The following is a 24,096-nucleotide window of genomic DNA, read 5'->3' as shown; positions in this document are numbered from 1 at the left end:
TTTATGAATGATTAAATAATCCCATTGACGTTAATAACTCTTAAGAAAGGTGACAATATGATTACAGTGGTGAGTGTATTACTGGTGGTGTTCTTTTTATTGGCAAGCTCAATCAAGACACTTGCTTGGCAGCGTAAAGTGTTTGAAATTCAACTTGGCTTTTTTAAAAGCTATGGATTAAACCGAGTGATCATGTTTCTAGTTGGCATGGTTGAGTTTACTGGAGCTGTATTGTTGCTCTGTGCTTTGGTTGGTTTAGCACCTGAACATACGCAACTGATGGGAGGTTTGATATTAGCAAGTACTTCACTAGGGGCGATTTACTTTCATTTGAGATTCGATACGTGGAAGGATGGTATTCCCGCGATGGTGACACTGTTGGGTTCTGGCTTCTTGGTCATTGCATCGTACTAAGTTTATTCGTCTGCAGCGATAGAGATGAGAGCTAAAGAAAATAAGAGTAGGGCACGAAGCCCTACTAAACCGAAACCATTTAGAACTCAGAAGGCACTTCGAACTCCATCCATTCACCTGTTGTCGGGTGAATCAACTTTAGGTAGCCAGCGTGCAGGTGTAAGCGCTCGCGTTTGTATCCGTATAAGTCGTCACCACGAATTGGTACGCCAAGTCCTTGTGGGTGAGCGCAGTGTATGCGTAGCTGGTGGGTACGGCCTGTTTTTGGATACAAGTGCACCTTGGTTTTTCCGTTATTGGTGCTGACTGCTTGCCAGTGCGTTTCTGCGTTGCGCCCATGTTCATGACAAACGAGCTGTCTTGGTCTGTCGGTGATGTCGCCACGCAAGGGAAGGCTAATATCGCCGGATTCACCATGGATTTCACCATCTAACAGAGCTGTATATCGTTTCTCTACGGTTCTATCAATGAATTGCTTCTGGATGTGCTTGTTTGACTCTGCGGTCAGCGCCAAGATCAATAAGCCTGACGTCGACATATCTAACCTATGGATTATCAAAGGCCCTGTCGCTTCAGGGTAGCGCGCTTTAATACGGGAATAAACCGAGTCTTCGATAAATTTGCCAGGAACCGAGAGAAATTCCTCAGGTTTATTTACCACCACGATCTCGTTATCTTCATAGATAATATCGAAAGACTTGCCGATTGCAGGGTTAACGATTAAAGGGTTATCTTCCAATTCGATGCCACTTAGCTGGTGTTCGAGGATCTCAAAGCTTTTACTCTGGCAAACAGGGTAGAGGTTTGCGTGTTGTCGAATGATATCTGTAGTTGGTAATCCCCACCAAAATTCAGACAATGCTAACGGCTTAAGCCCATGCTCAAAGGCGAAGTTAAGCAACTTAGGTAGGCAGCAGTCACCAGAGCCTTCAAGCGCATCTTTGCCATCGAGTAACTCGAGTAAATTCTTAGATTGCTTGGCTTGATTGATAAAGCGATAGTGAGAGAGACGTTGAGTTTCCAATTGTTCTGAAACTGCCTGGTGATCTTGCTTACGGTTTTTCAGTTCGTTTTCAATCAAATCAACGTGTGATTGACGTTCTGCGATCTTCTGTTTCCATTCAATACGAAGCGCTTTTAGGTCACGTTTCTCTTGGCTACTTTGATTGCCCAGTTGTTTGAGCAAATTCGCCGCTGACTCTAGATTCCCTAATGCTTTTTCTTGATTGGCTTGTTCTCTGAGTTCGTTACGTTGGGCTTTGTTCGCGGTCATTGCTAACTGAAAGGCTTTGATAGATTGTGCTGATTCGATTTTTAACCCTTCAAGTTCAGCCAATAATGCGTCTAGGTTGTGCGATTGTTGTAGCTTCTTAATGTCGTCCGCGAGTTGTAACTGGCGAGCGAGGTTGGCACTGTTTTGAGATTGAAACTGTTTTGAATCGAAGGCTGGTGGAACAAAGTGAATGTTGTTTAACTGAGAGACCAAAGCCGGATCTAACAGCAAGCCTGAAAACGCAGAAAGGTAACCTAACTCTTGTGTGGTTGGATTCTGAACAAGAAGCACAGCGTAGAGATTACCTAGCGAGTTTTCATTCACACCACAGTCGATAAGTGATTGCTGAATCTGCAGCATAGCTAATTCACACGTAGGGTGCGGGGTATAGTAATACGGAAACGTAAAGCGAGTCGGTAGCGCTAAATCTACATTCGTGTTTGCTAGGTGCAGAGGTGTGTATTGAGCGAGGTTTGCTGGCATTAAGATCAAACTCTATGGCTGTTCAGTTAGAGTTCGGTATTGTTGTCGAAATGAAGACAAATGAGAAGCCAAAGCAGAAGATAAATCGGCTTTGGCTTCATTTAGATTGTTATGTTCATGCTATGGAAGCATTGAATGGAACAAATCTTGATTAGTTAGAGTGCACTAGCTCTACTTGCTCGGCTTTTTGGTAAGCAGGGTGGCTCGTTAAAAGCTCACCGTATTTAGCAATGTTAGGGTAAAGCGCAGTTGCACCAAAGTTACCAACGATCTCTACGATGAACGACATCATAAAATCTGCACCTGTTAGTGTGTCTGCAACCAAGTAGGTTTTCCCTTCAAGTGCATTATTCACGTAAGTTAAGATCTTTTGGTTTTCATCGTCTGCATAACCGCCTAGGAAGTTAGTTTCACAGCCGTCTTTCATCACAAAGATCTTAAGCAACATTGGCAAAATACCTGAACTCTCAGCGAAGTGAAGCCACTGCGAATATTCCACGTAGTCTGCGGTGCCGCGTGTAGGTGCGAACTTACCCTGACCGTATTTGTCAATTAGGTACTCCGTGATCGCACCAGATTCAGTGATCACGACGCCATCGTCTTCAATGACAGGAGATTTACCCAATGGGTGAATGGATTTAAGTTCTGGTGGCGCAAGAAAAGTGACACTGTCTCGTTGGTATGGTTTGATTTGGTAATCCACCCCAAGCTCTTCCAATAGCCAGATGATACGCTTTGAGCGTGACTTATTCAGGTGATGCAAAGTAATCATGATTCTACCTAGTTAACGGGTTCAGTTTATTGAATTTATTTAGCTTCGTTTGTTTTGATAACAAGCTTACCGAAGTTCTGACCTTCCAATAGGCCCATGAATGCTTGTGGCGCATTCTCTAGACCTTCAACCAGGTGCTCACGATAGTGCATCTTGCCTTGAGATAGCCATTCTGTCATTTGAACAGCAAACTCGTTGTAACGGTGTGCGTAGTCATCAAAGATGATGAAGCCTTGCATCTTAATTCGTTTAACCAGCAGCATGCCCATCAGGCTAGACATACGATCTGGGCCTTCAGGCAGTGAAGTCGCATTGTATTGAGAGATAAGACCACACACAGGAATACGAGCACCTGTGTTAAGCAGAGGCATTACTGCATCGAATACCTTGCCACCAACGTTTTCAAAGTAAACGTCGATGCCGTTGTCACACGCTTTAGCCAATTGCTCCGCGAAGTCGTCAGCTTTGTGGTCGATACATTCATCAAAGCCAAGTACATCTTTCGCGTACAGACACTTCTCTTGACCGCCTGCAACGCCGATAACACGACAGCCTTTTAGTTTGCCGATTTGTCCAACGGTTGCGCCTACAGCACCTGTTGCTGCCGCAACGACTAGCGTGTCGCCTTCTTTAGGTTGGCCGATATCAAGCAATCCCATGTAAGCAGTAAAACCAGGCATACCCATGATGCCAAGCGCGTAAGAAGGGTGCGTTGGTTCTTTGCCTAGTTTGATTAGGCCTTCACCGTTAGACACACCAAGATCTTGCCAACCTGTGTAAGCCAGAACCCATTCGCCAATTTCGTAATCAGCGTGGTTTGATTCTTCAACCTGACATACGGTTGCGCCAACCATTACTTCATCAACCGTAACGGGATCTGCGTAGGATTTAGCATCGCTCATACGACCACGCATGTATGGGTCGAGAGAAAGGTAAACTGAGCGAAGTAACATCTCGCCGTCTTTGATACTTGGCGCGGCTACTGTCTCTAAACGGAAGTTGTCTTGAGTCGGTGCGCCAACTGGGCGAGAAGCCAATACGATGCGGCGATTGTCTTGTTGAGTCATTGGATATCCTTAATTTATGTTTTATATATTTAGAATTAGACCAGTCGTCTAGTCTTGTTGTCTAAAAATCCCGCCGTCATCAAATTGATAAGAGGGCGGGTGATTTGTTTTAAGTTAAAGCCAATCAAACGTGCTGCGCGTTATTGGCTTTCACCTTTTAAAATTCGTTCAGTAAGGCTTAAAGCCGTCTGTAAGCTATGGGAGCTCTGGCTCAGTTTGCTTAATAAGCTTGCACCTAACCACATAGAGTATAGGTTCTGAGCTGCTTCTTGGCTGTCTTCAACCTTTATAGAGCCATCTGCAATACCGCCGACAATGCACTGTTCGACGGTATTCGTCACTTTCTCAGCACCTTTTAACAGCGCTTGGCGCATAGGATCAGAGAGATCAGAAACTTCCGCGCTGAGTTTAACGACTAAGCATTTATGAGCATTACAGGTACCGTTTTCGGTCTTCGCCCATAGCGAGAAATAGCTCAAGATTCGCTGATAATGATTACCTTCACCGTGTACTAAAATAGCTTCAATCTTAGTGATGTAGTTTTCAAAATAGTGCTGAATCAATGCCTCACCAAATTGCTCTTTAGATTTAAAGTAGTGGTAAAACGATCCTTTCGGCACGTCCGCTTCTTTAAGCAATTGCGATAGGCCAACGCCGTTAAAGCCGTTGTTTACTATTAGTTGATAGCCAACATCTAAAACATGTAGGCGTGTGTCATTCGTTTTTTCGTTCATGGGCGGTACTATAAGTTAAATTAGACCAGTCGTCTAGATGGCGGTTTTCTAAGTTATATGCGGTCTTTGCGAAAGTGGTCAAAGTGCTTTTAAATGTTCAGATATAAAAAAGCCCCAACATAGCGCGTATGTTGGGGCTTAATCAGTCACTTCGATTATTTGATAGAGATGAGTTCTACATCAAAAATCAGAGTCGATGATGGTGGGATAGGGCCTGAACCGCCTTTACCGTAAGCTAGAGTGCTTGGAATGAATAGACGAACTTTTTGGCCTTCAACCATGTAAGTCAAACCTTCTTGCCAGCCTTTGATTACTTGCTTAAGGGCAAATGAGATTGGCTCGCCACGCTCAACAGAGCTGTCGAAAACAGTGCCATCGATCAGCGTACCATGGTAGTGAACCGTTACTTTGCTGTTCTTAGTTGGGTGTTCTGTGCCTGTACCTTCTTCAAGAACAAGGTATTGAAGACCGCTTTCAGTCGTAATCACGCCTTCTTTAGTGCCGTTTTCAATTAGAAATTGCTGGCCTTGTTCGAAGTTTTCTCCGCCAGACTTATGATTCGTCCAAGTACGGTAAATCATGAAACCCGCCAAAAGAAAGACAATGACCGGGATGACAAATTTAGACATAGTAAAACCTATTTATATTGAGTGCTGAATTTCGTAGTTAATGCAGAATGTGTTAACCCGCTGGCAAAGCAGCGATTATGGTTGAGTCAAAAGGTAGTTGATCGTTTTTGCGATACCAGCAACGTCTTGGTGACCTGCTGTTAGTACTTGGTATTTACCTTTGATGATAAAGGTTGGTACTGAGTTGATCTGACCTTTTACTGAGATCTCTTCTGCTTTTTTAACGTAGTCGAAAAGAGCGACTTGTTGTTCTTTGTTCAGCTGGTATGGGCTAATCAAACCACGAGCAGTAAACGCTGTCTCTAGTGCTTGTTGACGCTGCTCTGGTGTTGCATCTGCACCCATTTGAACGGCACCAAATAGGTCGTCCATAAACGCGTGGTCAGGCGTCGCATCAAGCTGCATCACTGCTGTGTAGTAGATCATTGCGCTGATTTGAGCGCTTTCGTTGAACGTCACGTGCATCTTGCCAATAGTTTGGTCTGTTAGAGATTCAATCTCTGGAATAGCACTTTCCATTTGACGGCAGTGACCACAGTTAAGAGAGAAGATTTCAGTGATCGGAGACAAGTTAAATTCTGTTAGAGCAGTTGGAAGCGCTTCGTATTGAACGCCTTTTTGTGGCTCGTCTGTTTCACTACAACCCGCGATAATAAGTACGGCAGCGAGTGCTGTGATGAATTTAGTAAATGGTTTAAACATAATGTTTGCTCTAGCGTTGAGAAGTCGTGAGATTCTAACTATTTAGTACGCATTGGAAAACAATTATAAGGTAAATAAATGCAAACAGTTGGAACTAGCGGGTGACGGCAGGCTAGTTGACGGTTAATTGTGATCAACAGCACTTTTTTTGTCTGGTTTCTTTTGGTATAAAGTTTTCGTCTAAAGTTTTTCCCTCGGTGCCGATATAGACATTAATGAATGGTTTATATGCATGAGTGGTTGGTGAAGTAATGAGATATTTAGCGATAATGTTAAGCATAGCTTTGGCAGGGTGTGAAACGACATTACCAACGGGCATGTTGGGCGATGATATGCTAGAAACTGCACCGCAAACCGATTACGACTTGATGCATCCTGAATGGGGTGTGGTTCAAACGACTCATGTAGTAAGCAATCGTGGATACTCGATTCAGAGCAGCACCCATCAACAAAGCACCATCACTACCAACTACGGACGTGGCGTATCGACTAACGATCCACTGGAAGTCTTTCTAAGACAAAACCGCATCGATTTTGAAGTATTGCCGGGTAACCATGTGATGGTAAAGCTTGAGCAGCACGTGAACTTTAAAACAGGTTCTGCTTTCCCTGAACCAGCTTATAACCAATGGCTAGATACGTTGGGCAGCTACCTTGCTCAGCGCCAAGATATTGATGTGGTGATTGAAGGTCACACCGATAATACGGGCACAGATCGAATCAATGATCCGCTATCAGAGCAGCGTGCAAAAGAAGTGAAGGCTCGATTAGAGAGTAACTACGTGTCAAGCCGCTCCATTTATACACGAGGCTTTGGTGAGTATGTACCAGCTTGTACGAACGCCTCTGCGCAAGGCAAGGCGTGTAACCGCCGTGTGGAATTGATGCTGATTGTCGCGAAGTAGTCATTTGAGCTTTCACTCCTAATTTGAAAACGACTAGCGCTAAATAACAGACATAAAAAATCCCTCACATTCGAGGGATTTTTTGTATCTGGCTTTTGTAGTTTTATTGCTTATGCAAACTGCTTTTCTAAGTAAGTCACGATATCTGAAGATTCGTACATCCACTCAGTTTTGCCGTCTTTTTCGATACGTAGACAAGGCACTTTCACACGACCGCCGCCAGCTTCAAGTTCTGCACGGTGTTGCTCGTTGTTTTTTGCATCACGAAGTTCAAATTGAACCGATTGACGTTTCATCGCGCGGCGCACTTTCACACAAAATGGGCACGCTTCGAATTGGTATAACGTGTGCGTTTTTGCTTGCTCATTCACTTTGCTTTGCTCTTCTTGAGAACGCTTCACACCACGTGGGCTGAAAACAAAGTTCAATAACAAGATGACACGACCTAAGAACCAACGGATAAACTTCATAACTCTCTCTACATATTTAAAATTAGCGTTACAATTTGCAGCATTATATACACAAGTTTTGTCAGATGCTCGCAACAAACCGCTAATATCTATTTTGTCCGTTCGATCGTGTGAGACTTAGCCACATTTAGCCCTAAACGCTTAGACAGTCGAGTCAGGTTTGCTCGGTCTGTTTTCAGAACACGGCCTGCTTGTGCCCAGTTAAAATTGGCATCTTCCAATACCTCAGTAATGATACTGCGTTGAAAATCATCCGTTGCACCACGTAACCCTGCAGAGAGGTCGATCGTTGGTGTTGATAATGGCGTGTTCTTCACCTGTGTAGTCGCAATCGGCTGATCTTGGTCGAGTGGACCACAATCTTCTTTAGTGATTGTCACGAGGTTTTTATTGGTGCTACGCGCCAATGCTTTCAATGCTGAACGACTGATCACGTGCTCAAGTTCACGAACGTTACCTGGCCAACCATAACGGTTTAGGAAAGAAAGAACGTCAGAGCGGAACTTAACTTGGTTGATACCAAGCTTACGACGCGCTTGTTCTAAGAAGAAACCAGCCAATAGGCTGATGTCGTCACCACGATCTTTCAGTGCAGGCACCGCGATAGGGTACACACTCAGTCGATGGTATAAATCGGCTCTGAATCGACCGTCTTCAACTTCTTGCTTTAAATCTCGGTTGGTTGCAGCCAGAACACGAACATCAATGGTTTGGATATTGTCTTGGCCAACAGGTTGAATTTCGTTGTTTTGCAGCGCACGCAGTAACTTACTTTGCGCAGCTAAGGGTAATTCACCAATTTCATCTAAGAACAGTGTGCCACCATCGGCTAGAGCAAACTTACCTAAGCGGTTTTTGTCTGCGCCAGTAAACGCACCACGAACGTGACCAAACAATTCACTTTCTACTAAGTTTTCAGGAATTGCAGCACAGTTTACGTAGACGAGTGGGTTACGTTTACGCTGCGATTGGTGGTGCAGGGTACGAGCAACGAGCTCTTTACCAACACCAGTATCCCCATGAATCAAGATATTAAATTCAGACGGTGCGACAACCGCGATGTCGTTCTTGAGCGCGACCATGGTATCACTGTTACCAATCAACTCGCCGCCGTCACGCTCCCACGCTTCAACGTTTAACTCTTCTAATAGCTGCTTAGACTGTTTGGCTTGATGTTCAAGCTGAGAAAAGGTCAATGCCATCTGCATGCTTGAAGCCGCAATCGCTGCTAGTACTTCAAGGTTACGTGCTGGAATATTAGCGAAGACATCAGGTTTTAGGCTGTCTAGGGTTAGCACTCCTAATAATTTGTCACCAAACAGCAGAGGTAAACCCATGCAGGCGTGCATTGGCAGATCGCCATCATGATCGATCAGCAGACCATCAAAAGGATCAGGGAGTGAACTATCAGAATCGAAACGAACAGGAGAGCGAGATGCACATATCTCCGCAAAACGTGGGTGCTCTGAAATGATGAAACGACGACCGAACGTGTCTCGACTGAGCCCTTGCATTGCGATAGGTACTAGTGTGTCACCTTGAAGGCTTAAAAGCGCGACACAATCACACGTAATGGTTTTACGGATGGCATCGATAAGGCGATTAAAACGATCTTGATCGTTCACACCACTTGCAAGGCCAATGGTCATTTCCATGAGGGTAGATGCGGAGATATCTTGCATAAAAAACTCTAACTCTGTGTGTTTATATACATAATAGAGTCTTATTGACCTAAAAAAAAGGTCTTTTTGACATTTTTATAAGATGGGTTTTGAGATTAAAACCAGTAATGACGGGGATTGATAAACTTGGCATCGATTGTGCAGAAGAGTCATCGAAGCCCGATTATAACTCTGATTAAAAAGAGTATTCTTGATCTCAATCAATCAGGTGGTATTAATCAGGTTTTACGATTTTTATGAAACATAAATGAGTCAAAATAACTCAGTTTCTAAAAATAACTAAGGTTTCAGAAAATCGAAAAGTCATTCTTAATTTTTCAAGTAGTCAAAATGACATATAGGTCATAAGACTCAGTGTTCGGAGTAAATTCATGCTTAACAACGCACATATCGAAATCATCAAATCTACTATCCCGCTACTTGAGAGCGCAGGCCCAGCTTTAACTCAGCACTTTTATCAACGTATGTTCACGCATAACCCTGAGTTGAAAGATATCTTCAATATGACTCACCAAAGAACAGGTCGCCAAGGCGTTGCACTGTTTGAAGCTATCGCGGCTTATGCAAAGAACATTGAAAACCTAGCAGCGTTAACAACAGCCGTTGAACGTATTGCTCAGAAACACACAAGCTTTAACATTCAACCAGAGCACTACCAAATTGTTGGTTTGCACCTGATTGAAACACTGCGTGAATTGGCAACAGAAGCGTTCACTCCAGAAGTGGAAGAGGCGTGGACAGCGGCTTACCTTTTCTTAGCTCAAGTATTCATCGACCGTGAAGCAGAGCTTTACCTGCAGCGTAAGCAAGCGGTAGGTGGCTGGGAAGCAGCACGTACGTTCGTGATTGCAGATAAGATTGAAGAATCAGCTCTAGTAACTAGCTTTATTCTTCAGCCAAAAGATGGCGGTGACGTTCTGGATTACACACCAGGTCAATACATCGGTATCGAAGTGAAACCGGAAGGCTCTCAATACAGCGAGATTCGTCAATACTCACTGTCTGATAAGCCAAACGGCAAGCAATACCGCATCTCTGTTAAACGTGAAGGACAAGGTCAAGAGACACAAGGAGTTGTATCTAACCACCTACACGATACGGTTGCTGTTGGTGATGAGGTTAGTCTGTACGCACCAGCGGGTGACTTCATGTATCAAGAACGCAGCAAGCCGGTAACGCTTATCTCTGCAGGTGTGGGAGTTACACCAATGCAGTCTATGCTTGAGTTCCTAAACACGGAAGATAAAAACGAACCAGTACTTTACCTTCACGCTTGTGAAAACGTAGGTCAACACTCGTTCACAACCCGTGTTAAAGACATTGTTACCGACAAAGGTTGGGAAGCGAAAACGTGGTACATGAACAAAGATGAGTCTGCATGTAAAAATACGCATCAAGGTCAAATGGATCTAGCGTCTATCTCTGATACTAAAGGTTTTGAAGAGAGCGACTTCTACATCTGTGGCCCTGTTGGCTTCATGAAAAACATCGTAGAGCAGCTAGATGCATTGAAAGTTGACCGTTCACGCGTTCACTACGAAGTATTCGGCCCTCACGCTAACTTCTAAGATCTCCCGGCTGTTCTATTAACACCCGCCCGATCTATTAAGAACCTTGCCTATTCAAAAGGCCTCACAGTGTGAGGCCTTTTTTTGTTTGGTGTAGCGCTGAATAGATATGTCTCTAGCAAAGAGGGCGCTCTTGATTAAGAGCGCTTCGTCTTTTTCGACATATAGTGAGTATCAAAAAACTCAGGCCAGTACATTTTCACGTAACCGCCTGCAACCCAAATCACTAGGATGGTTGCGATAGTTAGCTCAAAGAATCCGAATTTGTGCAGCCAATACCATTGTGGGTATTCCTCGCCGAAAAACGTGGTTAATCGATGCATGGCAATAGCGCTGATCACGGATGGGAAGGTGACGGCAGCAATTGAAGGTTGGAACTTCAGACGCATTAGGCGGATATAACACAAGTAGATCAGCAGTGTCATGGTGATAGCAATGCCAGCCAATGCGCCTGTCAGAATCGGGTCTGGGTTGTCGAAGTTAACCAAGTAAGCGGCTAAAGATAAGTTAACCGGAGCCGCCATGATAGCGAGTGTTGGTCTTGCTCTGCGAGGAAGATTACCTTCGAACACCAAGCGGTACAACACTACTGGCAGCATAAGGAAATAGATACCAATACAAGTGGCCGCAAGTGTTTCTGAAAAGACGGTGTGCCCGAACTGTGTACCTGCTAAAGAACTACTGATCAAACCCACCGGATATAGAAACCAACTCGGTACAATGTTCGACATTTTGAAGTTGATGATTTGAAAGCTAAAGAACAATACCATCATGGTAAAGTGCAGCAATAGCGCACAGAACCAAACTGGGTAGGCGATGACTGGCGATATCTCGGCTAAATAGTCGCACAGAATCAGAAGTGCCATACTCATTGGTGCCATTAAGCTACCCACTAGTGGGTGGCGTATGTCATTAAGGAAGGTATTAAAGCTCGTTAGATAACGGAGTAAAACAGGCAGCAATAATAGCGCGCCGAATGAAGCGAGGTAGGGGCGAATGATCTCACCAATGCCTGGGATATATAATGCCCAAGCTTGTCCTAACCCAATAACGCCAAGTGCTAAAGACGCCTGAGATGGCGGCACATTTTTTACTTGGGTCAATCTTCTCCAGTTCAACGACTTACTCCGACTTAGTTAATTACAGAATATTGCATTTTTTGCTTTAGTTAGAGTGTGTAGGTCACCCATCAATAGATTTTGAGGGCACTCAACTAATTTTGAGTGGATGATATCAAGTTTAACGTTTGCTTTTTTGATTTTGATACAGAATCGGGAGATTAAGCACGTTGAATGTGTGCTTTTGTTTCATGAGTCATTTGTAATTAACGCACTTCCTCTTGCTGAGGGAGGTCTTGTTGTCTTAGCTTCTCATTTTTCAGCGTACGGTTGAGTAATTGGCTGTAAATTGGCTGCCCACCAAACATTTGAGCAATGATTACCGCACCTAAGCAGGTGATGATTAACGGCAGTATGAGGTAGTAGTTATTGGTCATTTCAATAACCAATAGAATACCAGTGATAGGTGCTCGCACGGTGGCGGCAAATAAGGCTCCCATGCCAGCAATTGCAAACATGCCCGGCTCAATATTCAGTTCCGGAAAGAATGCCGCCGCGATAAGCCCGAACGCATAACCAAAGAGTGTGCCTAGAGCAAGCATTGGTGCAAAGATACCACCCGGTGCACCAGAGCCGAAACAAAGTAGCGTGGTGAGCACGCGCCCTAAGAAGATTAACAGCAGCACGTTTGCGCTGTAGTTGCCATTAGTGATGTTCGGGATGATACCAATACCACCGCCAGTCAACTCCGGTATATAGAGCAGCAATAAGCCAAAGCAACCGCCCAGCAGGGAACCTGTCATTAAGTAGCGTTTACGGTCATTCTTGTGTATTGCCACAAACAGGTCTTGCGAAAGTGTAATCAGCTTATTGAAAATTACACCAAACAGGCCGAACAATACGCCTAACAACAAGAATAACCACAGAGCATCCAGTTCAGGCGGTTGGTATTGAGGCATTGTGATAACGGCAGATTGGCCATTGATAGAACGAAACACAATGTTGGCTGAAATCGCTGAGATGATGACGGCTTTGATCGATATGAGTGAGTAGCGAAACTGTGGTCTCATCTCCTCGACTACAAACATGATGCCAGCCAGTGGTGCATTGAATGCGGCGGCTAAACCACCTGCGGCACCGGAAGCTAATAGTGAGTGGCGAGTGTCGTCATCTTTGACTCGAAAGATATCGGTGACCATGCGACCAATACTGCCGCCCATTTGAACGGTTGGTCCTTCTCGACCTAAAACCATCCCAGAACCTAATGCGCCCATACCGCCAAAGAATTTTACTGGCAATACTCTCCACCATCGAACAGGGCGCATACCGTCCATCGCCCCTTCAATTTCAGGGATGCCTGAGCCTGCAGCCTCTGGAGCAAAGCGATGAACGAGGAAGTAACCAATAAAGGCAAATGCAGCACTAATAAGGAAAGCGGCTAGCCAAAGGGGTAAATAGCTGCCGATTTCATCTTTAAGCCAATCGGTACGAGTTTCTGTGATGAAATGAACCGCGACTTCGAAATAGGTACCCACCACGCCAGCAAGTACACCTACAATACAAGAAAGAAAGAGAACGGAAGCTGGGGTTTTATCCCTTGAGAGAAATTGATTCATAGCATCCCTTGGCATTTTGGCTAGTAGGGACTGCTTAATTTTCTCTCTTCTGGTCATTGAGATAAGGCTCCTGAATAGGTTGAGGCGGGCTTGCCGTAAATTATACGCTTCCTCTGCATATCCTATAGCAACAAAGATGGAAAGTTGAATTTCATTTATGGAATGTGCGTGTTACATAAATGGAATCTATGGGCAATAGTGGAATCGCCGTCACAATTTTGATCGTTTCTCTGGTGGCGGCTTGAATATCCCCAAAAATGAACCATAGTTAAATCGTAAAGCAACATAACGAACCGCAAGGAGAAGTGAGGTTTTACACACAATTTGGATGGATTCAGAAACAAAGTTTTAGTTCCTCGTTAAATGTTCAGGTCGATATTTAAGGCTTCCTGATTCGCGAACTCACGATTGAGTAACGAGGGTGAGGCGTACTGAGTAAGTACGCCTTTAGTCTGTCTGGAGCATCCCATTTCCGCATTCTGCCTCTACTGTCTATCTCTTCTGATTATTTTCGCGCTAACCTTTATCAACGAATCTCAGTGTAAACAATCGATTGGGGTCAACTTTTTAGTGATTGAGTATATACTCCCTTAAAAAGGAGAACTGATATGACTAAAAAAGTTCCTACAAATATTATTACGGGTTTCTTGGGTGTTGGTAAAACGACAGCCATTTTGAACCTGTTAAAAAATAAACCTGAAAATGAAAACTGGGCTGTTCTGGTTAATGAGTTCGGGGAAATTGGTATTGATGGTGCATTGATGACAGATCAAGGCGCTTTGATTAAAGAAGTACCGGGTGGTTGCATGTGTTGTACAGCAGGCGTTCCTATGTCGGTGGGCATTAATGCCTTACTTCGCCAAAAGCCAGATCGTTTATTGATTGAGCCAACAGGGCTTGGTCACCCTAAACAAGTGATTGCAACGTTAACTTCAGAACAATACACACCTTATGTTGATTTAAAAGCGACGCTTGGTTTGGTAGACCCACGAAATCTATCTAATGAAAAGTACACGTCGAATCAGAATTTCAATGATCAACTAAACAGTGCAGATGTGATTCTTGGTACTAAGGTAGACCTTGTTCATGCTGAAGATATCGATGTGTTTAATGATTGGGTGACTGTTCAAACGCCAGCAAAAGTCTTCCATAAGCTAATCCATGACGGCGAAGTGCCACTGGAAGTGTTGGACATTGAAAGAGTGTATGGCAGTGCTTCATCTCATATTGAAGCGCACCATCACGATCACGCTGAACAAGAACCTCAATTCCAACTTCCTCCCGGTGAAGCTTTCATCCGTAAAGAGAATAAAGGACAGGGTTATTTTAGTTGTGGATGGCTGTTTGGTGCAGAGCATAAGTTCGACTTTGATGCACTATTCTCAATGTTGTCTGATTTGACGGCTGAACGTGTAAAAGCCGTGGTGAATACAGACCAAGGTTGCTACGCGTTTAACGTGGCGAATCAAGTCGTGTCAGTCAATGAAATCACACTCGATGGCTTTGAATCTCGACTGGAAGTGATCGACTCACAGCTAATGCCATGGGGCGATCTTGAACAGATTCTGCTCAAGCTGTGTGGCATCAAATAGGGTTTAATCTCTGTTTGAACTGAATAATCGGGTGTTTACTTCGTCGATGGCGTGGTAAACACCGGATTAAATGAGAAAGTTTGCGTTATATCACGATAAATGTGAGATAAATCACTCTAATTACTTTATAGTGCTCGGCTGAAATAAGAATGTAGGCTGTCTGCTTAAGGAACCCGTAACAATGTCATTTTCCTCTCAAGGTTTTGCTCCTGAATTAGTCAAAGCGTTGACTGAGTGTGGTTATGAAAAACTCACTCCAATTCAACAAAAAGCGATTCCAATGGCTCGTAAAGGCCATGATATTTTTGCTACTGCTCAAACCGGTACGGGTAAAACAGCGGCATTCTCATTGCCTGTTATTCAGCACCTACTGAATAGCGGCAAAAAAGCATCTCGAGGAACGGCTCGCGGCCTTATTCTGGCTCCAACTCGTGAACTTGCTGCGCAGATCGCTCAAAACATCAAAGACTACGTTAAATACACTGAACTAAGCGTTTCTGCGGTTTACGGTGGTAACAAGATGTCTTCACAGGTTCGTCAATTAGAGCTGGGTGTGGACATTCTGGTTGCGACTCCGGGCCGCTTGGAAGAGCACTTAGAAGCGGGTAACGTGTCTATTGCTAACCTAGAATTCCTAGTTTTCGATGAAGCTGACCGTATCCTTGATATGGGCTTTATCAATGCGGTTCGTAAGATCATGTTGGATGTAGAAACCTCTCCACAAATCATGATGTTCTCTGCAACGACTTCGACTCAGTTGAACCAACTTTCGGTTGATATTCTACGTAAACCAAAACGTATCAGTGTTGAACGTGAAAACTCAACGGCTGCTACTGTCGGTCACGTGGTTTACCCCGTGGATCAAGAACGTAAAACAGAACTACTTTCTGAACTGATTGGCCGTAAAAACTGGCGCCAAGTGCTGGTGTTTGTGAACTACAAAGAAACAGCGAATGACGTGGTTAAAGAGCTTAAGCTAGATGGCATTAAAGCAGTATTGTGTCACGGTGATAAAGCGCAAAGTGCTCGTCGTCGTGCTCTAGACGATTTTAAAGAAGGTAAAGCGCGTGTAATGGTAGCAACAGACGTTGCGGCTCGTGGTCTTGATATCGAAGACTTACCACACGTAATCAACTACGACATGCCTTTCCTAGCAGAAGACTATGTTCACCGTATTGGACGTACTGGTCGTGCAGGTAAGCAAGGTCATGCTGTCTCTTTCGTTAACCGCGAAGAAGAGTTAACCGTGGTTCAGGTTGAGAAATTGATTCAACAACGTATTCGTCGTGTCGAACAACCAGGTTACGAACCGAAGAAGCGCGACGCTTACATTGAAAAGCTGAACACCAAGTCGGCTTACAAAAACCGCCAAGGTCGTAAGAACAACGCGAACGAAGAGCCTCAAGATCAAGCGAGTGCAGAACGTCGTTTGACTATGATGAAGCGAATTAAAAACCGTCGTAAGTAAAATTACGGTTGGTAATGAAAAAGAGCCACTGTATTGTGGCTCTTTTTCGTTGTGTCGCTAAATACAAGGTCGCTCCTTACAAAGACAGTTCAACAAGCTAAAACACTCAAATAAAAATAAGTCGATAAGGTAATAATATGGATAGCGCGCTACTTTGGGCTTTCATTCCCACGTTTTTCTTTGTGTCAATCACACCTGGCATGTGTATGACCTTGGCGTTAACGTTGGGCATGAGCATCGGTTACAAGCGTACATTATGGATGATGATCGGTGAACTGGCTGGCGTCGCGGTAGTTTCAGTGGCCGCAGTATTGGGTATAGCTTCGATCATGCTGAATTACCCATGGTTATTTACAGGCTTCAAGTTTGTGGGCGCAGGGTACTTGTTCTATTTAGGCGTTCAGATGTGGCGTTCAAGAGGCAAACTGGCGATCAGTACTGATAATCAAGAAGCTCAAGTGAACAATGATTGGGACTTGGTGGTTCAAGGCTTCGTGACTGCAATTGCGAACCCGAAGGGGTGGGCATTTATGATCTCTCTGCTTCCTCCTTTTATCAACAGCAGTAAAGATTTAGCGCCTCAACTGATGATTTTGGTGTCTATTATCTTGGCTTCTGAATTTGTTTGTATGACTCTGTACGCGACAGGCGGTAAGAGCCTTAAACACATGCTCGGCAAGGCTGACAATGTGAAGTTGATGAACCGTATTGCCGGCACGCTAATGATGGGCGTGGGTGTATGGTTGTTCGTGAGTTAATTCTGCTTTAACGACAACGGGTAGAGAGATCCCCGACTCAGTCGTTCCTCCTTCTCGAGGATGACGCGTGCTTGGGATGATGAGTACTTAGGATTACGGTGAGTTTTGAAAATTCGGATTCTTACTTAAACCAAAGAATGAATAGAATATAAAAAGAGCGATAGGGCAATTAGCCTTATCGCTCTTTTTGATTTTACTTAGCTAGCGAACAGAAACTAGATAGCAGTAAGATTGCTGACCTTAGCTAGATTTGCTTATTAAACCGCGATTTCACCACCGTCTTCACGGCGAATGACAACTGTCGATGCTCTCGGGCGAACATTGCCTTGAGTTTGAGCCGTTGCATCTTCAGACGATGGCCAGTTTGCTGGGTGTTGAATGTTCACAAACAGTGATTTGAAGTCTGGGCTGATAGTAAAGCCAGTTACTTCACATCCGTTTGGACCCACAAAGAAGCGTTTAAGCTGTGCTTGGTTGTTTGCATCAATCACCGCGCTGTTGCCTTTGTCATCCGTTAATTGAGATGGAACAACAGCCAGCATTTGGTCATTGGTGTAGCCGGTTACTTCGTCTGCGCCGTTATCTGTCTGAATCCACAGGATGCCACGAGCATCAAACGCTAGGCCATCAGGGCTCGCGAATTGGTTCATGTCTGTTAGACCAGAGCGGTTGATAGACTTGTCTTCCGCTGCAGGTGAACCGAATACAAAGATATCCCAATCAAATTCGCCTGCCGTTTTGCCTTCATCCCAACGGATAACATGACCAAACTTATTGTTTACGCGAGGGTTCGCTGAATTGGCTTCTTTACGCTTGTTGTTATTAGTTAGCGTTAGGTAAGCGGTACCTGTCATTGGGTCTACAGAGCACCATTCAGGGCGATCCATTGGCGTTGCGCCTACAAGGTCAGCTGCGCCCGCTGTATTTACGATAAGTGCTGCTTGAGAGTCAAACGTATCACCTAGCTTGCCACCGTTGGTGGTTTTGCTGCTTAATGTTAGCGGTAACCATGTGCCCGAACCATCGTCGTTGAACTTAGCGACGTAAAGCGTGCCTTTGTCCATGTATTTGTCACCCGCGCTTAGGCGGTTGCTTGGCTCAGCGTCACGTGGGTCCCATTTCGCTTCAGAAACAAATTTGTATAGGTATTCGAAACGAGAATCGTGGCCAGAGTAGAATACGATCGGCTCGCCTTCGGTTAGCCTACCAAACGTACAGCCTTCATGACGGAAGCAGCCCAGAGCAGAACGTTTCTTCGCACGAGAGTTTGCTGTGTATGGGTCGATCTCAACAATGTAGCCGTGACCGTGTGCTTCGTTACGGTAATCGTCCATTGGAGAATCAGCGGTTGGTGTCACGTCAAAGCGTGCGAACTCGTCCAAGCGTTCTTGTTTGTCACCAGAAAGTGTGTCCCAACCGTAGCGTGTTTTGTCAGTAGCGATGCCGATACGTTCTTGAGCTGGTGTCGTTGTCCCTTTATTGACGAAGTAACCTGGCCAGTTCTCTTCACAAGTTAGGTAAGTGCCCCAAGGTGTGTAGCCGTTGCCACAGTTATTTAATGTGCCGCGAGCTTGGCTGCCGTCTTGTGAGAATCTGGTTTTGGTAAACTCACTGTGAGCGACAGGGCCAGATAGATCCATGACTGTCGCGCCTGTGTAGCGGCGGTTAAGCGGATCGTCGTCGACCATTACCCATTGGTTGTCTTCAAGCTTAACGCGAACAACACTCACGCCGTGTGCGTTAATCTCTTTGCGTACTTCATCAATGTTAGGACGAGCGCCTTCATTGTATGTCGGGCCGTTAGCGTGCAGGGCTTTTTGGTCAATGTATTCGTGGTTGATCACCAACAAACCATCATTGCTGTTGCCATCAAGCGGGAAGAAGTGCATGCCATCGTGGTGCATTCCCAGTGCATTAGCTTGGTCTTGTGCGTTGTTTGTACCGTCTTTTAACCAAGCATTACCTTGCTTGTTAAGTGGCGTGCCCCAAGGAACGAGCACTTGTGCTGTGTAGCCTTTCGGTACGACAACACTGTCAGTCAATGAGCCTTTAACCGATTCAAACGCTAGAGTTGCGGTGCTTTTCTGCGCGCCCGTTGCTTGCATTGTTGCGGCGTTAGCTGTGCTGTGACCCGCTAAACCAAACGCGCCAAAAGCGGTCATTGCACTGATGCCTAAACCGCCTTTTAATACGTTTCTTCTTGAAAGGTTTGCATCTAGAACTTCTTCGAAGGGTTTGTTTTTGCTCTTGTTAAAACGAGTGCTATCAAATGTTTCCTTGCTCATCTCGACTGCTTCCTATTGGCTGATTTTATTATTCGTTATTCATGACTAACCCAGTTATTAACTAATGAGTTAATAAGTTAGGTCAATGTGTGACTAATCGTGAAGCAGTTAAGTGACAGATTTTTATAGATTTGATTAAGGTTTTGTTTCTGTAGCACGAATTTTGCCATTAACACGCTCATGCAATACAAAACTCTTGGGGATTGGGTTAGAACTGTGTATAAATGCTTAATCAAATGAAAAGAGAGACAGTTATGAAATTAGATAAAATCGAAAACAAAAATCGTCGCCTACGCAAAAAGCTATACCTAGGTGAATTCGCGATTCTGGGTTTTGAAGTAAGCTGCAAGACATCGATTACTGATTTTGACCAATACGATGTGTTCATTGATGAGTTCATCGATTTCATCGACAGCATCGGCCTATGCTTTGGTGGCGGTGGCCTTGAGCTGTTTGAAGGTTTCTTGTGTTCTATCGAGCGTTACCGTTCTGTAACTGAAGCAGAGCAACTGCAAGTTGCACAGTGGCTTGAAGCGCGTGCTGAAGTGACGAAAGTTGAAGTCAGCGAGCTTATTGACGCAAACTACGCGTTCTAAATTGATGTTGTACTGTTAGCTTTGCTTAGAGGTCTACACGGCTTTTAGAACGAGCAACCATACACAAAAACAGAGGCCGAATCGGTATGTCGATTCGGCCTTTTTGTGTTTTCTTCCTTTCTTATTCTCTTTTTAATGTTTCCCTCTTGCTTTGTGAATCGATCAATTTCTCTTAGATATCAGCGTTCTATGGCTACTTGTCTGGGCTGTAATAAGTTTGGATAAACTTGTGAGACTTTTATGAGAATTCAATGAAGTTGCTGATAGATTCGATCGCCATTCTTAGAGTCAACAACACCACAGTTCGTGGCTGACTAGATAACACGTATTTCGATGTTATTGATTCGCCAGTCACGAAAGGACTCGATAAAGGATGGAATCAATATGAATAAACGTACTCAAATCAGCTTAGTGATCAGCTCGGCTATGCTGGCCTTCGGAGCGGCTCAAGTTCAGGCTGCTGAGCTTGAAGTCACTGTCACTAATGCAACGAAAGGGATCTACTTTACGCCAATCTTAGCTGCGGCTCATGACTCAAGCTTGTTCATGTTTAGAACAGGGGAAACCGCTTCTGCCGAGTTGGAATCCATGGCGGAAGGTGGTGACATCTCAGGCCTTTCTGGTGTCATAGCTAATGCAGGTGGTGTAGTAGTAGAAAACCCCGCTAGTGGCATTCTTGACCCAGGTGTCGCGACCACATTCGATATTGATACGGGTGATTTAGCTTACTTGTCACTAGGCGCGATGTTGTTGCCGACCAACGATGGTTTTGTTGGATTAGACAGCTGGAAAATCCCAACTCAAGCCGGTACCTATAAAGCCACACTGAATGGTTATGATGCAGGTACTGAAGCCAATGATGAGTTGGCTGGTAGTATGCCAAATCCGCCTTTCATTACGTTTGGCGCTGGTGGTACAGGTGTAGAAACTGCCGTGTCTAACGCTAAGGTTCATATTCATCCGGGTAACATTGGTGATAGTGATGCTGCAGGCGGTATTAGTGACCTCGATAGCAGTAGCCATCGCTGGTTAAACCCTGTGGCAACTATCACTATCGTCGTGAAGTAAGGGGGATGTATGAAAGCTAGAATTTTATTTATCGCTGCTTCTGTCGCCGTATTGGCCGGTTGTCCTGATGATGACGATGATTACTACCGTTACGATGTGAGTGTTACTAACCTCACGCCCAACCAACCCATGTCGCCACTCGCAGTGCTGACGCACAACACCAGTTTTGATCTGTTTGAAATCGGCCAAAGTGCTTCCGTTGACCTTGAATACTTAGCTGAAGGCGGCAGTAATGCTGAACTCCTAGCGCTCAGCGACAGCGACGCTAATGTTTATCAGGGCATCTCAGGAAATGGGCTGATTCTTTCCGGAGAACAAGACACGGTGTCTATTCGTGTCGTTCTAAATCAAGAAGGGTACATCTCCGTTGCTTCAATGCTAGTCAACACCAATGATGCGTTTGTTGGTGAATCTGGTTTATCGCTGAAATCGTTAGCGGTGGGTGACACGTTCACGATGAATATGAATGTGTGGGATTCAGGAACGGAGCTCAACGACGAGCTTGCAGAAACCATTCCTGGGCCTGCTGGTGGTGGGGAAGGTTTTAACAGTGATAGAAACGACACCGATGTCGTCAGCTTCCACTCTGGTGTCATCAGCCAAGATGATGGTCTAGCTACCTCTGCATTAAGTGGCAATCATCGCTTCCTTAACCCCGGTGCGCGAATCACTATTACTCGCACTGAGTAACTGGTTGAACACACGATGAAAGAATTCCTGCTCTGTTCCGGTCAATTGAAAGGTGGGCAGACTCCGAATAGAGCAGGGATAATGAACAGTGCTGCGGTAAATTTGATGGCAAACATATTGTTAGTTGAAGACGATGACGACTTGGCCGAGCTAGTGCAGATGCACCTCAAGTTCCAAGGGCATGACGTTGTAAGAACCAACTCAATTGAAAAGGCTCAAGCGCTATATCAGGGAAGCCAGTTTGATTTGATCGTGCTTGATCGAGGCTTACCTGACGGAGATGGTCTCGATTTCTGTCGATTGTTACGTCAGCAAGAAGACTGGAGGCCTGTTCTAATGCTTACAGCAAGAGATACTGAGCTAGATAAGGTGTCGGGTTTAGAAGCTGGGGTTGATGACTACATAACCAAGCCTTTCAGTGTGCTCGAGTTTCAAGCTCGAGTAAGGAGCGTACTGCGTCGCTTAAGTCACTCTGAAGCAACAGTGAAAGATCCGCAATCAACCGAATCCGTAATGAACTTTGGTGGGCTTACCATCCAACCTGAGCGTCATCAGGTTTCTTTGAATAATCAAGATGTCCCACTGACAGCAACCGAGTTTACGTTACTGCACTTTTTAGCCACCCGACCGGGACGTGTCTATAGCAAAGACGAACTGCTCAATCACGTTTGGAATACCGATCATTCTGGTTATCACCACACGGTGTGTAGCACGGTTAACCGCTTGAGAACTAAGTTGGCCATGCCGAATAGCGACGATGATTTCATTAAAACCGTTTGGGGTGTTGGTTATAAGTTCGAGTCGAAAGTTTAGACCTATGTGTCGCGTCCTAAGCTTAAGAGCCATCGAGGAGAGAACATGAGTTTCAAATCGCGTTTAGTGTTGTTTACCAGTTTGTGGTTTCTGCTCGTGAGTGTGGTGATTGCCTACACGTATCATTGGCAAAAAGAGACCATAGAACAAAGAACTAAACAAAGCTTACACAAAGAGCTCGCGGTTCACATGCGCGATGATAACCCTCTGATGATTGGGACTGACTACAACCCCAAAGCCCTTAAATCCATATTTCATACCTTGATGTTGATTGGTCCCGATTTCGACATTTATTTTCTCGACAGCCAAGGAAATATCACGACGCACGCTGCGCCAGAAGGCACTGTGTTGGCAAGCCAGATAGACTTAGCACCCATTAGACAATTTTTAAATGACGAGCCTTATCCGATTCTTGGCGAAGACCCGATCAATCCTGATTCTCGTAAGGTATTTTCCGTTGCTGCGATTGAAGAGTTGGGTTCAACAGTTGGGTATCTGTATGTGTTGATTGGCAGTAATCGCCATACCGTGATCGCTAATTCGCAAGTCGACACACCTTATATGGCGCTAGCAGGACTTATGCTGATCTCTATCTTAGGTTTTGCGATTGGGGCTTACCTGCTCGTGAAACGCAGCCTCTTAAACCCTATCGAAGAAGTTACAAACAAACTGCAGCAGCAAGCAGAACAAGATTTCCGTCTTGACCCCAACTTCATTCATCAAGTACCGGAGTTGGTGCCGATTGCACGCTCTTATCAGTTGATGGCGAAACACATTCAACAGCAATTCTTACAGCTTGAATATCAGTCATCACATCGCAGACAAAGCTTATTGCAGCTCAGTCATGATTTGAAAACGCCATTGTCGAGCGTGTTGGGTTATCTAGAAACGTGGAAGATTCAAAACCCGCAATCAGACCCATTAATTGACGTTGCTTACCGCAATGGCAATAAGTTGTCTGAACAGCTCCATTCACTGCTCGACAGTGCCAAACATGACAATTCTGTTCCTACCTATCAATACGTGTCGATAGATTTGAATGGGTTACTGAGTGAGTGCTTAGAAACGATTCAAAGTCAGTACCGCCATAAAGATGTCGAACTTAAGGTGGATATGCCTGATGGAGTAAAAGCGGCTGGTGACAGTGACTTGCTTGAAAGGTTGATTTTGAACTTGTTAGACAATGCGTTGAGGCATAGCCCAAGTGGAACAGCAGTTTCACTGAGTGTTGATTTTGAACCGGATTCGAAGCGGGTGAGAGTCGTGATTCACAATGAGGTGGAGCAGGAAGCACCGAATGGTTCATTGGGCATAGGAACCAAGATCGCTCAGTCGATACTGATGTTGCATCACAGTGTGCTAGAAACAACAAAGGCAGAGAACTCATTTCAGCAAAGCTTTTACTTGCCTTCGATATAGTTCTTTCTGCCTTTGGTATTCGCTGGGCTGTTTT

Annotated in this window: 22 protein-coding genes; 11 read left to right on the top strand and 11 right to left on the bottom strand. The window is 44.8% G+C overall.

All coding sequences use genetic code 11. The features are described from left to right. Positions 1–33 precede the first annotated feature (33 nt). Positions 34–414 carry a DoxX family protein gene (locus FTW16_RS08855; RefSeq protein WP_146490879.1) on the top strand — a complete coding sequence of 127 codons (381 nt, stop codon included), beginning with the start codon at positions 34–36 and terminating at the stop codon, positions 412–414. 79 nt (positions 415–493) lie between these two features. Here FTW16_RS08855 and FTW16_RS08850 read toward each other — a convergent pair whose 3' ends face one another. The 6 genes from FTW16_RS08850 to FTW16_RS08825 all read right to left on the bottom strand — a co-directional run bounded on the left by FTW16_RS08850 (position 494) and on the right by FTW16_RS08825 (position 6,074). After that, complete coding sequence (locus tag FTW16_RS08850; RefSeq protein WP_146490744.1) at positions 494–2,170, bottom strand: RluA family pseudouridine synthase; 1,677 nt, start codon at positions 2,168–2,170, stop codon at positions 494–496. 151 nt (positions 2,171–2,321) lie between these two features. After that, positions 2,322–2,942 (bottom strand): glutathione S-transferase family protein, encoded by a 621-nt coding sequence (locus FTW16_RS08845; RefSeq protein WP_146490743.1) that lies wholly within the window; start codon positions 2,940–2,942, stop codon positions 2,322–2,324. 35 nt (positions 2,943–2,977) lie between these two features. Then, complete coding sequence (locus FTW16_RS08840) at positions 2,978–4,009, bottom strand: NADP-dependent oxidoreductase (protein ID WP_146490742.1); 1,032 nt, start codon at positions 4,007–4,009, stop codon at positions 2,978–2,980. Positions 4,010–4,149: 140 nt separating this feature from the next. Further along, positions 4,150–4,743, bottom strand: a complete 594-nt coding sequence (locus FTW16_RS08835) for a TetR/AcrR family transcriptional regulator (RefSeq protein WP_146490741.1) — start codon at positions 4,741–4,743, stop codon at positions 4,150–4,152. 155 nt (positions 4,744–4,898) lie between these two features. Beyond that, positions 4,899–5,372 (bottom strand): FKBP-type peptidyl-prolyl cis-trans isomerase, encoded by a 474-nt coding sequence (locus FTW16_RS08830; RefSeq protein WP_017062642.1) that lies wholly within the window; start codon positions 5,370–5,372, stop codon positions 4,899–4,901. 75 nt (positions 5,373–5,447) lie between these two features. Next, the gene (locus FTW16_RS08825; RefSeq protein ID WP_146490740.1) at positions 5,448–6,074 is read right to left on the bottom strand and encodes a thioredoxin domain-containing protein; all 627 of its coding nucleotides are present in this window, start codon (positions 6,072–6,074) and stop codon (positions 5,448–5,450) included. A 269-nt stretch (positions 6,075–6,343) separates the two neighbouring features. Between FTW16_RS08825 and FTW16_RS08815 the strand changes: the two genes are divergently transcribed. After that, complete coding sequence (locus FTW16_RS08815; RefSeq protein WP_146490739.1) at positions 6,344–6,979, top strand: OmpA family protein; 636 nt, start codon at positions 6,344–6,346, stop codon at positions 6,977–6,979. Between the two features lie 110 nt (positions 6,980–7,089). Here FTW16_RS08815 and FTW16_RS08810 read toward each other — a convergent pair whose 3' ends face one another. Next, positions 7,090–7,449: a glutaredoxin family protein gene (locus tag FTW16_RS08810; protein ID WP_017062638.1), complete on the bottom strand. Its 360-nt coding sequence runs from the start codon at positions 7,447–7,449 to the stop codon at positions 7,090–7,092. Between the two features lie 89 nt (positions 7,450–7,538). Continuing rightward, complete coding sequence (gene norR, locus FTW16_RS08805) at positions 7,539–9,131, bottom strand: nitric oxide reductase transcriptional regulator NorR (protein WP_146490738.1); 1,593 nt, start codon at positions 9,129–9,131, stop codon at positions 7,539–7,541. A gap of 371 nt (positions 9,132–9,502) precedes the next feature. Here norR and hmpA point away from each other — a divergent pair, with 371 nt between their 5' ends. Next, complete coding sequence (hmpA, locus tag FTW16_RS08800; RefSeq protein WP_146490737.1) at positions 9,503–10,699, top strand: NO-inducible flavohemoprotein; 1,197 nt, start codon at positions 9,503–9,505, stop codon at positions 10,697–10,699. 137 nt (positions 10,700–10,836) lie between these two features. Here the strand turns inward: hmpA and FTW16_RS08795 are convergent, their stop codons facing one another. After that, entirely contained in the window at positions 10,837–11,784 is a 948-nt protein-coding gene (locus FTW16_RS08795) for a TDT family transporter (RefSeq protein WP_146490878.1), read from the bottom strand. A 239-nt stretch (positions 11,785–12,023) separates the two neighbouring features. Further along, entirely contained in the window at positions 12,024–13,430 is a 1,407-nt protein-coding gene (gene clcA, locus FTW16_RS08790; RefSeq protein ID WP_146490736.1) for a H(+)/Cl(-) exchange transporter ClcA, read from the bottom strand. Between the two features lie 551 nt (positions 13,431–13,981). Here clcA and FTW16_RS08785 point away from each other — a divergent pair. The 3 genes from FTW16_RS08785 (at position 13,982) to FTW16_RS08775 (ending at position 17,191) form a co-directional block, all read left to right on the top strand. Continuing rightward, the gene (locus FTW16_RS08785; protein WP_146490735.1) at positions 13,982–14,965 is read left to right on the top strand and encodes a CobW family GTP-binding protein; all 984 of its coding nucleotides are present in this window, start codon (positions 13,982–13,984) and stop codon (positions 14,963–14,965) included. Between the two features lie 181 nt (positions 14,966–15,146). Beyond that, complete coding sequence (locus FTW16_RS08780; RefSeq protein ID WP_017631840.1) at positions 15,147–16,433, top strand: DEAD/DEAH box helicase; 1,287 nt, start codon at positions 15,147–15,149, stop codon at positions 16,431–16,433. A gap of 137 nt (positions 16,434–16,570) precedes the next feature. Further along, positions 16,571–17,191, top strand: coding sequence for a LysE family translocator (locus FTW16_RS08775; protein WP_146490734.1), 621 nt, complete (start codon positions 16,571–16,573; stop codon positions 17,189–17,191). Positions 17,192–17,448: 257 nt separating this feature from the next. Here FTW16_RS08775 and FTW16_RS08770 read toward each other — a convergent pair whose 3' ends face one another. Next, the gene (locus tag FTW16_RS08770; protein WP_146490733.1) at positions 17,449–19,476 is read right to left on the bottom strand and encodes a PhoX family protein; all 2,028 of its coding nucleotides are present in this window, start codon (positions 19,474–19,476) and stop codon (positions 17,449–17,451) included. 254 nt (positions 19,477–19,730) lie between these two features. Here FTW16_RS08770 and FTW16_RS08765 point away from each other — a divergent pair, with 254 nt between their 5' ends. From FTW16_RS08765 to FTW16_RS08745, 5 genes are all read left to right on the top strand, one after another. After that, a complete protein-coding gene (locus tag FTW16_RS08765; protein ID WP_057623238.1) occupies positions 19,731–20,072 on the top strand; it encodes a YggL family protein in 342 nt (113 codons plus the stop codon). 384 nt (positions 20,073–20,456) lie between these two features. Then, positions 20,457–21,140 (top strand): spondin domain-containing protein, encoded by a 684-nt coding sequence (locus FTW16_RS08760; RefSeq protein ID WP_146490732.1) that lies wholly within the window; start codon positions 20,457–20,459, stop codon positions 21,138–21,140. A 9-nt stretch (positions 21,141–21,149) separates the two neighbouring features. Then, the gene (locus tag FTW16_RS08755) at positions 21,150–21,830 is read left to right on the top strand and encodes a spondin domain-containing protein (protein ID WP_146490731.1); all 681 of its coding nucleotides are present in this window, start codon (positions 21,150–21,152) and stop codon (positions 21,828–21,830) included. Between the two features lie 81 nt (positions 21,831–21,911). After that, on the top strand, positions 21,912–22,643 hold the full coding sequence (locus FTW16_RS08750; RefSeq protein ID WP_146490877.1) for a winged helix-turn-helix domain-containing protein: 732 nt from the start codon (positions 21,912–21,914) through the stop codon (positions 22,641–22,643). Positions 22,644–22,688: 45 nt separating this feature from the next. Then, complete coding sequence (locus tag FTW16_RS08745) at positions 22,689–24,062, top strand: sensor histidine kinase (RefSeq protein WP_146490730.1); 1,374 nt, start codon at positions 22,689–22,691, stop codon at positions 24,060–24,062. The last annotated feature ends 34 nt before the right edge of the window (positions 24,063–24,096 follow it).

Origin of the sequence: Vibrio sp. T20 (assembly GCF_007858795.1) — a bacterium.
GTDB classification, from domain to species: Bacteria; Pseudomonadota; Gammaproteobacteria; order Enterobacterales; family Vibrionaceae; genus Vibrio; species Vibrio satsumensis.
Note: the sequence above shows the minus strand (reverse complement) of the source record. Positions and strands in the feature narration are given on the sequence as shown.

What these genes read in the sequence shown, in the direction of transcription:
- FTW16_RS08850 (WP_146490744.1), bottom strand. Translation starts at nt 2,170, where the DNA reads ATGCCAGCAAACCTCGCTCAATACACACCTCTGCACCTAGCAAACACG.
- FTW16_RS08845 (WP_146490743.1), bottom strand. Translation starts at nt 2,942, where the DNA reads ATGATTACTTTGCATCACCTGAATAAGTCACGCTCAAAGCGTATCATC.
- FTW16_RS08840 (WP_146490742.1), bottom strand. Translation starts at nt 4,009, where the DNA reads ATGACTCAACAAGACAATCGCCGCATCGTATTGGCTTCTCGCCCAGTT.
- FTW16_RS08835 (WP_146490741.1), bottom strand. Translation starts at nt 4,743, where the DNA reads ATGAACGAAAAAACGAATGACACACGCCTACATGTTTTAGATGTTGGC.
- FTW16_RS08830 (WP_017062642.1), bottom strand. Translation starts at nt 5,372, where the DNA reads ATGTCTAAATTTGTCATCCCGGTCATTGTCTTTCTTTTGGCGGGTTTC.
- FTW16_RS08825 (WP_146490740.1), bottom strand. Translation starts at nt 6,074, where the DNA reads ATGTTTAAACCATTTACTAAATTCATCACAGCACTCGCTGCCGTACTT.
- FTW16_RS08815 (WP_146490739.1), top strand. Translation starts at nt 6,344, where the DNA reads ATGTTAAGCATAGCTTTGGCAGGGTGTGAAACGACATTACCAACGGGC.
- FTW16_RS08810 (WP_017062638.1), bottom strand. Translation starts at nt 7,449, where the DNA reads ATGAAGTTTATCCGTTGGTTCTTAGGTCGTGTCATCTTGTTATTGAAC.
- norR (WP_146490738.1), bottom strand. Translation starts at nt 9,131, where the DNA reads ATGCAAGATATCTCCGCATCTACCCTCATGGAAATGACCATTGGCCTT.
- hmpA (WP_146490737.1), top strand. Translation starts at nt 9,503, where the DNA reads ATGCTTAACAACGCACATATCGAAATCATCAAATCTACTATCCCGCTA.
- clcA (WP_146490736.1), bottom strand. Translation starts at nt 13,430, where the DNA reads ATGACCAGAAGAGAGAAAATTAAGCAGTCCCTACTAGCCAAAATGCCA.
- FTW16_RS08785 (WP_146490735.1), top strand. Translation starts at nt 13,982, where the DNA reads ATGACTAAAAAAGTTCCTACAAATATTATTACGGGTTTCTTGGGTGTT.
- FTW16_RS08780 (WP_017631840.1), top strand. Translation starts at nt 15,147, where the DNA reads ATGTCATTTTCCTCTCAAGGTTTTGCTCCTGAATTAGTCAAAGCGTTG.
- FTW16_RS08775 (WP_146490734.1), top strand. Translation starts at nt 16,571, where the DNA reads ATGGATAGCGCGCTACTTTGGGCTTTCATTCCCACGTTTTTCTTTGTG.
- FTW16_RS08770 (WP_146490733.1), bottom strand. Translation starts at nt 19,476, where the DNA reads ATGAGCAAGGAAACATTTGATAGCACTCGTTTTAACAAGAGCAAAAAC.
- FTW16_RS08765 (WP_057623238.1), top strand. Translation starts at nt 19,731, where the DNA reads ATGAAATTAGATAAAATCGAAAACAAAAATCGTCGCCTACGCAAAAAG.
- FTW16_RS08760 (WP_146490732.1), top strand. Translation starts at nt 20,457, where the DNA reads ATGAATAAACGTACTCAAATCAGCTTAGTGATCAGCTCGGCTATGCTG.
- FTW16_RS08755 (WP_146490731.1), top strand. Translation starts at nt 21,150, where the DNA reads ATGAAAGCTAGAATTTTATTTATCGCTGCTTCTGTCGCCGTATTGGCC.
- FTW16_RS08750 (WP_146490877.1), top strand. Translation starts at nt 21,912, where the DNA reads ATGAACAGTGCTGCGGTAAATTTGATGGCAAACATATTGTTAGTTGAA.
- FTW16_RS08745 (WP_146490730.1), top strand. Translation starts at nt 22,689, where the DNA reads ATGAGTTTCAAATCGCGTTTAGTGTTGTTTACCAGTTTGTGGTTTCTG.